Here is a 13,743-nt window from a genome sequence, read left to right as displayed (position 1 = left end):
TGTAATATTTATCTGAAAAAGTATATCATATTGCAAAAAAAATAACAACAAATCATATATCGTTATACCTAAAATGGATAGGATTATCTTACAAAATCCTATCCATTCTATTAGAACATTATATTTATATGTCTTGCATCATTTCGACTATACTAAATCCATAATTTTTATCAGATGCCCATTTTCCGCCAAGATCTTCTACATATGGAGCACTACCTCTAGTCACAAGGTTAAATCGTGGATCTACGCATGTATTTATGAGGTTTTCTGTATTAGCATATGCTTTTAAATGCTGTATCTGTGCCCGTATTCCTTGTCTAGCATTTTCAAAGCTTGCTGCATTTTGTGGTGCAGAATCAATCGCACCTATACCAGCAAAATTGAACTGATTTGGTTTAACCGCACCACCAAATTGCAACCATCCCGTCTCTTTCATGGCTTGGCAAAATGCAACTTCTACATTTATGTTTTCTATTGTTGCTTCTTCTATATATATTCTACAAAATTCCTCAAGCGTCGTTGCCTCTTTATCTTTACTTTTAGCATAATACTCTGAGTACTGAATAGGGCTATGTTTTTCATAATATGCTACCAGCTCTTCTACTGTGGTATTAGTTTTTCCAGTTATAGAGTGTTTTGATTGAGACACTAGATAGCCATCACTATTGAAACTGTATATTACGCCATTTATTTCTGTAGTACCAGTAACAAGTTCTCCTCCACCTAAACAATATGCTTTCTCTCCAGTAGTATAATTTATCCAACCTTCACCATATCCATAGCCTTCTGCTGTGTAGAATTGATATGGTTTTCCATTTATTATTTGATGTCCTACCAACATATAGCCATCTGCTCCAAAATAGTAATACTTATTACCAATTTCTATATAGCCAGTAGCAAGTTCTCCGTCGCCTAAACAATATGCTTTCTCTCCAGTAGTATAGTTTATCCAACCTTTTCCATATCCATAACCTTCTTCCGTATAGAATTGATATGGTTTTCCATTTATCTTCTGATATCCACCGCACATGAAACCATCAGTTCCGAAATAATAATACTTATTATCTATTTTAGTGTAGCCAGTAGCGAGTTCTCCTCCACCTAAACAATATGCTTTCTCTCCAGTAGTATAATTTATCCAACCTTTTCCATATCCATAACCTTCTTCCGTATAGAATTGATATGGTTTTCCATTTATCTTCTGATATCCACCGCGCATGAAACCATCGGTTCCGAAATAATAATACTTATTATCTATTTTAGTGTAGCCAGTAGCGAGTTCTCCTCCACCTAAACAATATGCTTTCTCTCCAGTAGTATAGTTTATCCAACCTTTTCCATATCCATAACCTTCTTCCGTATAGAATTGATATGGTTTTCCATTTATCTTCTGATATCCACCGCGCATAAAACCATCAGTTCCGAAATAATAATACTTATTATCTATTTTAGTGTAGCCAGTAGTGAGTTCTCCTCCACCTAAACAATATGCTTTCTCTCCAGTAGTATAGTTTATCCAGCCTTTTCCATATCCATAACCTTCTTCCATATAGAATTGATATGGTTGTCCATTTATCTTCTGATATCCACCGCATAAATAGCCATTACTATCAAAATAATAATACTTTCCCTCTATAGCTATATAACCTTTGGCATATGTCCCATCATTGTATTGATACTTTTTCCCTTTACTGTCTTGCTGCCATATTCCATTCCCTGCAGAGCTAGCCTGTAAAAAGCCATTAGAGTCAAAATAATAGCTTTTTCCTTCTATGTTCATATGGCCAACGACCAACTCTCCTCCACCTAAACAATATGCTTTCTCTCCAGTAGTATAGTTTATCCAGCCTTTTCCATATCCATAACCTTCTTCCGTATAGAATTGATATGGTTTTCCATTGATTATTTGATGTCCTACTTGCATATTTCCATTTACATCAAAATAATAATATTTGTCACCTATTTTAGTATAGCCAGTTATAAGATAACCATTTTCATCAAAGCCATATCGTTTACCATCAATAGACATTATCCCAACAGCTAATTCTCCTCCACCTAAACAATATGCTTTCTCTCCAGTAGTATAGTTTATCCAACCTTTTCCATATCCATAACCTTCTTCCGTATAAAATTGATATGGTTTTCCATTTATCATTTGATGTCCTACCTGCATGTAGCCATCTGTTCCAAAATAATAATATTTATTATCTATTCTAGTATAACCGGTGGCTAGTTCACCTCCGCCTAAACAATATGCTTTCTCGCCACTATTATAATTTATCCAACCTTCACCATATCCATAACCTTCTGCAGTATAAAATTGATATGGTTTTCCATCTATCTTTTGATAACCCACTTGCATATAGCCGTCTTCATTGAAATAATAATATTTGCCTTCTATAGCTATATAACCTTTAGCGTATGTGCCATCATTGAATTGATATTGTCTCCCTTCACTTGTTTCGATCCATTCACCTTTTAATAACCCAAAGTAATTAACAATTCCTTTTGCATCTGCAACCCCAAGTTTTTCTATATTATTTGGGTTACTCAAAAAAGAATAATCTGTACTCCCATCCATAAAGGCATGTTCTACTATAATACCTGGTACTCCTCTATTTTTGCATTCTCTTGTAACCGCATATGTGTCAGACTCATCTGGTTTAGTAGGTGTATTTGGCTTTGCTCCACGATCTTTTAAACCTAAAGCTACTAATTGATTTTGTATTTTATTTGCTAATCCATTGCCTGTAGCATTGTTGTACCAATACCATACTTCTGCACCGTTGGCACCAACACCAGACGCATTTAAATGTATACTAACATAAGCATCTGCACCATTATCACATGCATCATCAATTCTATTTAAAAGACACTGATCCTTATTCGTTCCAGGATATGGACAAGCCCCAGAATCAGACCTTGTCATTCTAACTTCTACACCTGAATATTGTTCGAGTTCTGCCCTACAATACTGAGCAATTTGCAAATTCAATTTTTCTTCTCTGAGGCTTCCATGTCCAGAGCCTGTATGGGTATTATCATGACCAGGGTCTAGATATATAATCAATTTATCATCCCCTGCTCTTGAAGAAAGGGCTTTACTTCCAATCTGATTTGTAATAGCACTTTTCACATCATTGCTTACCTGTTCCATATCAGATGGGTCTACTTCAACAACAGTATTTTCATTTTCTAAAGTACTATTATCTATTTCAGATTTTTCTACAAGACTACCATCACTCTGCACTTCAAGTACTTCATTTGAATCAACCTTGTATTCTTCATTCACTCCAAAATGAGCTTCGTGGCCCATTTCTTTTAGAACTATTTCTTTAGTTGCTCCATTTACTTCAAATGACACGGATACTATGTCATATACGCCTGTGTCAGTGTCTTTAAAATCTTTAGTAAACAGAAATGCCCCCTCTGCACTGTCGCTGCTTTTCCAAGATTTAGTTTTACCATTGTCTTTCTGATAATTAAGCTTTACATTTTCAATATCATCAAAATTTCCTCCCAGAGATACAACTATGTTTTGCTCTCCCGGAGTTGTTACTTTTGGTGATTCTACATATATATAATTCAATTGTATGTCTGCAGAATCATCCTGTGATTCTGAAACATTTGTTCCCTCATCAGTTGTTTTTGCATCTTCCTCTTTTATTGTTTCATCCTGTTCATCATCAGTTGCTGTGTTGCTATCTGACTGATTGTCGTCTACTACTGTAATGTTAGTATTTTCACCGTTTACAACATTGTTTTCTGCTGCATTTGCCATGTTTATCGGCATACCGGTAATAACAAGTCCGATAATCAATAAGATAGCTAAGCTTCTTTTGATTTTATTCATTCTTTCTCCTTCCTTTCAGCATTCTAACTTACATTTTTTTGCAATAATTCATTCGATTATTATACCTTTAGTTTTTTTATGTTGCAAGATTATGTTTAAAGATATTCTTTATCCGCAAGAGAGTTTTCCGCAAATCCATAATTATACATAATCAATAATATATCAGGATTATATTCATCTATATAATCCTTAAAGCTATCGTTGTATCTGCCTTCTTGTGCATCTAAAAATCTTATTTCATAAACTCCGTCACTTAAGAATGTAAATAACGGTCTTGAAAATGAATCGCCTATTAGCAGAACTTTAGTATCATTATTTGATGTCTTATTTATGGCTCTTGCTTCAATAGTGCCGTCCAGTATATATGTATTGTACTTGTTAAGATAGTCAGGATTATCGAGATAACTTTTTTCTATAAAGACATCTTCATATGGCCCTTCTTTTTCAGCCACTTTTTTATGATTAGTATCATAAGCTTCATATATATATTGTGTGTTAAATTCAGGAATCATCACGCTGTAATCGTCTTTTCCTGCAAAATACTGTCCGACGCGTATACCGTAAGAGCCTAATAAACTATTTTGCTTTGTCACTTTTTTATAATCTTCCGCTTTATTCATTTCTATTTTATGTGCGCTTTGAGATTGACTTATATATTCTTTGATAATTAGGTTCGCGTTAAATGCAGACTCTACAGTCCAATGGTGATCCGTTTTATAAAAATTGTTTACATTATATTTACTTTCCCTTAAATCAATTACATTTTTACCTTGCGCCTTTAACTCATTAACATACATGTCATCCACAATCGTTCTTGTTGCAGTTAAACCATATGGGAGCTCTTCACTAGCAACATTATATTTATTTGGATGCTGTACATATAATGAAAATATGCCTTTGTTTTCTGCATACTCCATTAGACGGGAAGTGTATTCTAGGCTCTCTTTTTCTTTATCCAAATCCAATTTTTCATTGATAGCATCTTCATCATATAATTGATTATCATCGCCTAAAATAGTCCCGTTAGCAATCTTTTGTCCACATACCTTTTTAAAGGCCCCATTAACATCTACTATATCCATTTTATTTGCGAAATTATCATTAATAGAGCTTTCAAAGTTTGTTACTGCTTTCTTTATATCTAAAGACTTAATATCACCTATTACTGATACGCATGCGTTCTTAAAATTACTAATATTTAAAATCAGTCCTACAAAGATAAATAATAAAAAACAAATAGTCAAAATATGTTTATGTGCTTTTTTCATTGGGTTTCCTCTATAACATTAAAAATTAAAATAAATAAACGGATTATATGATTCCAATACCAAATAAGACACACATACACCCAAAAGCGTAATGCATACTATGGTTTTAACAATTTCTCCAATAATCGTTCCTTCCATTTTTGATTTAATGCAAATATTTTTAATTAATGGGGTGGATAAAATGATGCCAAATAGTAAAAAGACCTTGTTTTCACATAAATATCTAATAAATTCATTATTATATCCACCTGTTGTGCCTATCCCTATTAAAGACAATAGATAATCAATCGCATTTTCAACTCCTTCAGCTCTAAAGATTACCCATCCTAACATTACGCATACCAGAGTAAATACCATATACAAATTAATAGAAACCGATTTTGAAAATTTATTTGGATAGCCGGTCAGTTTTTCAAATGTAATAAGCACAAAATACATCAGGCCCCATATTATAAAATTCCAGCTTGCACCGTGCCATACACCAGTTAATAACCAAACCACAAAAAGATTACGAACCAGTTTTTTATTTGTATCAACTCTCGATCCACCTAAAGGGAAATACACATAATCTCTAAACCAAGAACCCAGTGATATATGCCAACGTCTCCAAAACTCACTTACTGATTTTGAGATATATGGATAATTGAAGTTTTCGTTGAAATCAAAGCCAAACATTTTGCCAAGACCTATAGCCATGTCCGAATATCCTGAGAAATCAAAGAATATCTGCAAAGTATATGCTATCATACCTAGCCATGCCATGGCCGTTGTTGTGTTTCCTACCTCAGACAAACTAAAGGCTTGATCTGCGATTAAGGCAAAGTTATTTGACAATATCACTTTCTTGGATAAGCCAAATATGAACCTCTTAACACCAACTGTGAATTTATCAAGGCTTTCTTTTCTCTCTGTAATTGCTATATTAATATCAGAGTATCTTACTATAGGGCCGGCAATAAGCTGTGGAAAAAATGAAATATACAATCCCAAGTAGAATGGATTATTCTGTGCTTGCACCTTGCCTCTATAAACATCAATAATGTAGGATATCGCTTGGAAAGTGAAAAACGATATCCCTATCGGAAGTGCGATTGAAGTTTGGTGAATCTGTAAATTTGCCCCACCTACTGCCCTCAATAGCACATTTAAATTTGCAATCACGAAATTAAGATACTTAAATATAAATATAATAAATACGTTAAAAGAGATGCCTGTAATAAGCCATCCCTTTTTACTTTTTTGTTCACTTATTAATCTGCCGAATATATAGTTTCCTATTATGGATAATATCATGATTAGAACAAATTTAGGTTCTCCCCATGCATAGAATCCTAAACTGAAAATTAATAATAGTCCGTTTTTAGCTGCTAAATATTTCTTTGGTATTGCGAAATATAATAATAGCAGCACTGGCAAAAATATGAATATGAATACTGTGCTAGAAAATAGCATTTATTTGTTATTCCTTTCGGTTCGTTATAAATTTGCAATGGAGTTAATGATATCATATAAATAGTGATTAGCGCAAATGTAGTACTAATTTTCTCATATAGCAAAAGAGAAGCCTTATCGACTTCTCTTAAGTGTGGTTATATTCAGATTTCAATTACTTTCTCTTTTTAAGCCCTAGTATTCCAGCCCCAGAAGTTCCCATCGCTGCAAAGAGCAGACCGAGAGTCATAGGATCATCTGTCTTAGGGCTGTTTGGTTCTTTTGTTGCTGCATCTTTGTCTGCAGAAGCATTGTTGTCAGCTTTCTCTCCTGATGGCTTGTCTGAAGGAGTTGTCGGTTCTTTATCAGGTTTGTCACCTGGATTGTCAGGATTTGTTGTTTCGCCTGTTGCAGGTACTATAGTGTCTTCATAAGAAATTTCTTCAGTCAGCGCAGCGTCTTTGAAATACTTACCGCAGTACTGGTCATGCCAATATTCGATGTTACCGGCTTTATCTGCTGAGGCTGCTACTGCTGCAACATGAGTTGTATCGTGTACAACTGTGATGTCCTGTCCGAAAGTTGCAACATCTGCACCGACTATTTGATATACTGTCAAGCTCATATTATAGTTGCCTGCTTGCTTAAACTGTGCTTTGAATTCTGAGGTTGCTTTGTTATAAGGGAATCCGCCTTCTGGTCCAAAGTGCTTGTAAACAAATGGTTTCCACTCGTTTCCTTCTTTATAGAATACTTCAACTATGTTTTTTGATTCTGGCTTTGTAAGGTCAATAGTCTGGTTAGTGCTCTTATCCATTAAGTCAACAGTTACGCCTACCATATAAGCTCCTTCAGACTCTGGATTAAATGTCACAGAAAATTCCTGTATCTGGCCTTCAACAAACTCCGGAATGCTTGCTGTAATGTCATTTTCAGCAGCACTAGCCGAAATGTTTGTTGCGGCAAAACCAACACAAGCTACCATAGCAAAGGAAAGAATCCCTGCTGTAACTTTTTTAAATAGATTCTTTTTCATTGTTTCCTCCCACTTCTTATATATAACCATACTTGATGTATATTCTTTACTGTAAGTTATGTCAACATTGGTTGATAATGAATGGTGCGCAATTTATCAAGTTTTTTAATAATTGATGCATTATATTTCTTAAAACTGTTGACATTTAAGAACAATGACTATATTCTAATATGATTTATTGAAATATGACCAATTTATATGTTCAAGATTAGTGGAGGTTTAACTATGTATCATTTTGAATACGTTCCTAAAGAAGAATGGAAACCCGTAAAAGAAAACCTTGAAAAGATCATCCGTGATCTTCAAAACGAAGTGCGCAATGATTTCACTTTTCAATATAGTTTTGTAGGAAGTAGCTCGCGAAATATGATTACCTGTGACAGAAATTCTAATGTTGGTTTTGATTTTGATGTAAATATAGAAGTGAATGATCCGGACGAAAAGTATTCTGCAAATGAAATCCGAAATATCATTCGTAGCAAGCTTGATACCGTTATATATCCTTTTCATAATTCTGGTTGGCGCAATGCAATACCAAATTATGATAATGCTGAAGACTCCACTCGTGTTATTACAATTAAAGTAAAAGACAAGCCAAATTCTCGTATCTTACACAGTTGCGATTTTTGTATCGTCCGCAATTGTAGCGATGGTAGGCAACAGTATATTCGCTTTAATAAAAACCAAAACTATTATTCCTGGGAATTGCAACCCAAGGGATATTACAAATTGCAAGAAAAAATCGAATGGATAAAAAATGAAAATCTATGGCAAAAGGTTCGAGATTGCTACATAGAAAAAAAGAACAGAAACGATACTCATAAGAAATCAAGATCGATTTTTGCTGAGGCAGTTCATGAAGTGTGCCAACGGAATGGGTATTATAGATAGATACTGTAAAATTCTCTACCTATCAATTCGTACAAAAACGCCATCTTAAAGAAATTCAAGAGACTGTGAGAAAAAGTCTGTAAATTACCTTCTATGGTAATTACTTAGTGAGAAACGGATAGAATTAGCCATTTTGAATTGATACAAACAATATAAATTATGATTTTATGCATGTCAAGGACTCCCTCATCTGAAGGAGCCTTGATTTTTAATTTTAGGAATTTGCAGGTCTAAATCTATCACCATACATTATGGAAAATTCTCCATATACTTTGCCCCAGCCCTAAGTGGCTGAGTCCATTTCTTCGTAGCCTGAAGAGTCGATAAATACAAGGATTTTAGTAATGCTTTATCACTTGGAAATACAGTTCTTTGCCTATTTAATTTCTTGTAGGTACTGTTCAAACTTTCAATGGCGTTAGTGGTATAGATGACTTTTCGTACATCAGTTGAGAATTTAAATATCGGAGTTAGTACATCCCAGTTTTGATCCCAACTTTTCATTGCATGTGGATATTTATTATCCCATCTGTCTTTTGCAATCTGCATATTTTCATAACCCTGGTTTTCATTTGGGGCAAGATAAATTGCTTTAAGATCAGTAGCGAATGCTTTTTTATCTTTGTAACTGACATATTTAAGAGTATTTCGCACTTGATGAACAATACATCTTTGATATTCTGCTTCTGGAAAAGCGGCTGCAATAGCCTCTTTGATGCCTGTAAGCCCATCAGCACAAATTACCATAACATCTTTAACTCCTCGGTTCTTAAGATCATTTAGCACACTGAGCCAGAATTTACTGCTTTCGTTTTCACCTATTTGAAGGGAGACAACGTCCTTTTGTCCGTCCATTGTGATTGCTAATACCACATACGCTGCAAGCTTCTTTATGCGATTGTCTTCTCTTACAGAAAAATGCACAGCATCAATGAACATAACTGGATATACTTCATCAAGAGGCCTATCTTGCCAGTCTTCTATTTGCTGCAGTATTTTATCTGTGACATCGGAGATGAAACTTTCACTGCATTCAAAACCGTATATTTCCTCCATTTGTTCGGAAATTTGTCTTGTGGTAAGTCCTCTGGCATACATGCTGATAATCTGTTGATCTATGCCGGAGATATCTTTTTGACGTTTTTTAACGACTTTAGGTTCAAAGCTACTTTGTCTGTCTTGAGGAACATCTATTTGGAATTCACCATAATTGCTACGAACAGTCTTTTTCTTAGTTCCATTGCGATAATTATCATTATCGCTACGTTCATAACTTTCATAGCCTAGATGCTCGTCCATTTCGGTTTCCATCATAGATTTGATGGTTCCACCAAGAAGATCTTTCAAAGCTTCTTGGATATCATCAGCGGTCTGAATATCATATTCATATATTAGAGCTGCGATGATATTCTTTTTGTTTTCATTTAATGGTTTTACTTTGTAAATTTCTTTTTTCTTTGCCAGGGTCTGCCCCAGCGTAGCGAGGGTATTTGAAAAGCCTCCTATGGTTAATTGATTTTACCATAGAAGGCCCATTATTGATTTCTAATTTACAGACTTTTTCTCACAGTCTCACGGCAGATAAATTACCAACGGACCAGTGAAATCAAATAAAGCTTCAACAATCAAAGGTTACCACATATCAATACAGTTATTTCGCATAAAAATAAGACTCTATCGCATAATTATACGCGTTTAGAGTCTTCTTACTTAAGCTATTCACTTCATATGGCTAACCACAACTTTAGGTCAAACCACTAAAAAAGTTAAAGAGCCCAAAAGAGAAGCCTTACCAACTTCTCTCGAGTGTGGTTATATTCAGGTTTCAATTACTTTCTCTTTTTAAGTCCTAGTATTCCAGCTTCAGAAGCTCCCATCGCTGCAAAGAGCCCAACCGAGAGTCATAGAATCAGCTGTCTTAGGGCTGTTTGATTCTTTTGTAGCTGCAGTTTTATCTGCAGTATTGTTGTCAGCTTTGTCTCCTGATGGTTTGTCTGAAGGAGTTACCAGTTCCTTATCAGGCTTATCACCTGGGTTGTCAGGATTTGTTGCTTCGCCTGTTGCAGGTACTATAGTGTCTTCATAAGAAATTTCCTCTGTTAATGCAGCGTCTTTGAAATATTTATCGCAGTACTGGTCATGCCAATATTCGATGTTGCCGGCTTTGTCTGCTGTGGCTGCTACTGCTGCAACATGAGTTGCATCGTGTACAATTGTGATGTTCTGTCCAAATGAAGCAACATCTCCGCCTTCCTTCATATCATATACTAATAAAGTAAAATTATAACTGCCTGCTTAAATTCGGCTTTAAATTCAGAAGTTGCCGTTACATAAGGGAATCCATCTGCAGGACCAAAACTATCATAACCTAAAAAACTTTTATTGAATTTTATCATTTAATACTTTTAATAATCCGCAAATTGCAAACAAACTCTTTTTTAATCGAATCAACAAAACTCACAAAATGCTTCTTGCATATTATGTAAAGAAATCTTTGTTCACTATTTTTATAGTATTTAATAAACGTTTCTTAAATTCTTCATGAATTTCAGGCAATATATCATTAATCTTTCTTCTATTCGAAAAAAAATGCCTTCTATTTTTGAAAGTTGCCAAATGCCCTTGTACTATATCCGGAAACAATAAGTATCGTTCTTTGGCTTGACCCGATTTATATCTAGTGAATATTTTAGGATATAATTCCCATGTTCCGTTATGAATTATTTCATTACGTATTGATTCAATTGTACATATAGAAGTACATTTTTCAAACAATGTATTTGGCACTTCATATAATTTTAACTTTTTTCTATCTCCCCATAATTTACTTGAGCTCAATAATTTTCTATACCTACTATAATCATCATTCTTAAATTGAAGCTCGTAACAAATTTTACAAATAATATCTAAGATTGAATACGCTTTAGTAAAATATGTTTCTACTGCTGAAGATGCTAAAATTGAATTGCTAGACATCTCACATACTGTACCAGTAAACCCCTCGTCTTTTGAATATTTTTCATCGTCATATGAAATCGAAATAGTTCTATAATATCTTATAAACGCCTCTTCTACTGCAAATAAAAGATTCTGCATAGTCCCCACTAAGTATTTACAGTCTGTTAAATATAAATGCTTATAAAAACTTGTGTTTTTATTATTTTCAATCATCTCATTGAATTCATCTACACTTATTGACATCTCAGAGTTTTGACCCACTTCCGTCACCCAAATGGGTAACATTCGTAACTCTTTATAGTATTCATCAATGTCACCGAACAACATACTATTCAATGTATCATTCAATAGACTAAGCTCACTATCTAATTCATAATTTATGAAATCACCAGAATAAACAAACTCTTTAGTTTTTTCATTTATTTCATAAATACAAAATTCAGAATCAGCATCAAGAGCATTTACAGTATAACGCAAACCATTACAAGAATATTTTTTCATCATGCACCTCAATTAAACTCATATCAAGCATATGCTATTCATTAAATCTATCGATATATGTATTCAAATTAATTATAAACCATTCGCACTGTTTGTTTTGTATTTTGTCCAATTCTATTTTTTTTGCGTTTTCTTCTAACAAATCTCTAAATTCTGTTATTCTATCTATTTCTAGCGGAGTTATATCAACTTTCCCAATATAATCATATACTTCCTTAAATGCTTCTCTTATGTTTTCCATTTCTTTTGGCTCACACTGTAGAAATAGTTGTACCATTTTACCTAAATTAAAATTTGTTAAAAATTTTCCTTCTTTAGCAATAGCACTCAATCTTTTTCTTATTTTTTCACATAAAATATCTACTTCATCAACTGTATACTGAAAATCATCAACTACACTTATACCTTCTAATGACTCAATCATTTTCTCTTGTAATTCTTTATATTTTTTCTTTGCTTCATCTTCTTCATCGCCAAAATATATTCTAAATAATGAATTAGAGTTTACTTTATCTCTCTTTCCATATAAATTTTTCACCAATAATTCTTTTAGGTTTGTACAATCTTCATGTAAAACATTTTCTAAAGCAATTGTATAAGCTGCAATATCACCGTATTCAGCATATGGAATTGAATTAACTTTATCTGGGTTCTGTAATTTTTCCTCTATATTTTTTATTGCTTTTCTAAGATTCTCTTCCGTTTCTCGTGACCAATTGCGCATTATATTTACATCTTCATCTTTATTTTTTTCATCTTCATACAGCTTAAACTGTACAAGAGTATCCTTCATTTCCTTAATATCAATTTCATCTATATCATGTTTAATTGCTAAAACATATTGATAACAAAATTTAAACAAAGGATATTTTTCACAGCCTAAAGTCAACGAATATAGGTTAGTTCCATCCCATTCTATGTTTTCTCCTCTTCTCAATCGCATGCAAAATCCTAAAACGCTATAAAAAATATTTTTCATTATATATTTTGTATTTTCATCTTTGTTGTCTTTTACTTTTGTTTTTTCAAAAATATCAAATATCTTTTGACATGCAAATATAAAAGAACGAAGATTATAATCATTTTGACTATACATTATATTTGATATTCTCTCTATCTCTTCATCCTCTAAAAAAAAGCTATATTCTTCTGCAAAATTATCCCTCATAATATTCTTTATAACTTCATCGATTTCACTTTCAAACCTAACTGTATCACCTATAGTCTTTTCTTTGAAACATTTATATTCGTTATCAATGTTCGAGTTATTGTTATCTGATTTATTATCATACTTACTAATAATTTCATTTTCATTGCAAACCAATAGCACTTTTACATGATCTTGTTCAACCATATTGTTTATGTATCCAAATAATTCCTCTATTGGTATCATCGTACGCTCCACATCTTCAAGAATTATTAGCGTATTCGATAAGTTAATTAATTTTTTTAGTTTATCTAATCCTTTACCATCTGCGCTTAATTTTATACCTTGATTTTCCGCATAACTCTTGATTAATGTAGTTGTAATATTGCCTCCAACAGAAATAACATTTTTTAATTTCTTCTTATTCATAAACATCTTTTCCAAAATAATGATGCCACTAATCTCAGAAGTTTTTTGTAATCTATATAAAGAAATTACTATACATTTTTTATTATCTTTTTTTAACGCTTCAAATAAATCATTTTTTATATAATAACTTTTACCTATTCCCCATTCACCATTCATCATAATTGCATAATTGGTTTTAGTTTTATTAGTATAATCCAAAATGAATTCAGTCAATTCACGACTTTTCATC

General features: G+C 33.2%; 8 protein-coding genes and 1 pseudogene. 1 reads left to right on the top strand and 8 read right to left on the bottom strand.

The window, feature by feature from the left end; genetic code table 11:
• Window positions 1-124 precede the first annotated feature (124 nt).
• The 4 genes from INF20_RS00295 to INF20_RS00280 form a co-directional block, all read right to left on the bottom strand.
• Window positions 125-3,853: an N-acetylmuramoyl-L-alanine amidase gene (locus INF20_RS00295; protein WP_226384399.1), complete on the bottom strand. Its 3,729-nt coding sequence runs from the start codon at window positions 3,851-3,853 to the stop codon at window positions 125-127.
• 95 nt (window positions 3,854-3,948) lie between these two features.
• Window positions 3,949-5,121, bottom strand: a complete 1,173-nt coding sequence (locus INF20_RS00290) for an alginate O-acetyltransferase AlgX-related protein (RefSeq protein ID WP_226384398.1) — start codon at window positions 5,119-5,121, stop codon at window positions 3,949-3,951.
• Window positions 5,122-5,139: 18 nt separating this feature from the next.
• Complete coding sequence (locus INF20_RS00285; protein ID WP_226384397.1) at window positions 5,140-6,573, bottom strand: MBOAT family O-acyltransferase; 1,434 nt, start codon at window positions 6,571-6,573, stop codon at window positions 5,140-5,142.
• Window positions 6,574-6,727: 154 nt separating this feature from the next.
• Window positions 6,728-7,588 carry a hypothetical protein gene (locus tag INF20_RS00280; protein ID WP_226384396.1) on the bottom strand — a complete coding sequence of 287 codons (861 nt, stop codon included), beginning with the start codon at window positions 7,586-7,588 and terminating at the stop codon, window positions 6,728-6,730.
• A 225-nt stretch (window positions 7,589-7,813) separates the two neighbouring features.
• Here INF20_RS00280 and INF20_RS00275 point away from each other — a divergent pair, with 225 nt between their 5' ends.
• Window positions 7,814-8,479, top strand: a complete 666-nt coding sequence (locus tag INF20_RS00275) for a hypothetical protein (RefSeq protein ID WP_226384395.1) — start codon at window positions 7,814-7,816, stop codon at window positions 8,477-8,479.
• Between the two features lie 214 nt (window positions 8,480-8,693).
• Here the strand turns inward: INF20_RS00275 and INF20_RS00270 are convergent.
• From INF20_RS00270 to INF20_RS00255, 4 genes and pseudogenes are all read right to left on the bottom strand, one after another.
• Window positions 8,694-9,925, bottom strand: a pseudogene (locus INF20_RS00270) (IS256 family transposase).
• A gap of 417 nt (window positions 9,926-10,342) precedes the next feature.
• Window positions 10,343-10,738 carry a hypothetical protein gene (locus INF20_RS00265; protein WP_226384394.1) on the bottom strand — a complete coding sequence of 132 codons (396 nt, stop codon included), beginning with the start codon at window positions 10,736-10,738 and terminating at the stop codon, window positions 10,343-10,345.
• A gap of 219 nt (window positions 10,739-10,957) precedes the next feature.
• Complete coding sequence (locus INF20_RS00260; RefSeq protein ID WP_226384393.1) at window positions 10,958-11,938, bottom strand: hypothetical protein; 981 nt, start codon at window positions 11,936-11,938, stop codon at window positions 10,958-10,960.
• 34 nt (window positions 11,939-11,972) lie between these two features.
• A complete protein-coding gene (locus INF20_RS00255; RefSeq protein WP_226384392.1) occupies window positions 11,973-13,742 on the bottom strand; it encodes a P-loop NTPase fold protein in 1,770 nt (589 codons plus the stop codon).
• Between the last annotated feature and the right edge of the window lies 1 nt (window position 13,743).

Origin of the sequence: Gallibacter intestinalis, assembly GCF_014982745.1 — a bacterium.
Taxonomy (GTDB): Bacteria; Bacillota; Clostridia; order Peptostreptococcales; family Anaerovoracaceae; genus Gallibacter; species Gallibacter intestinalis.
Note: the sequence above shows the minus strand (reverse complement) of the source record. Positions and strands in the feature narration are given on the sequence as shown.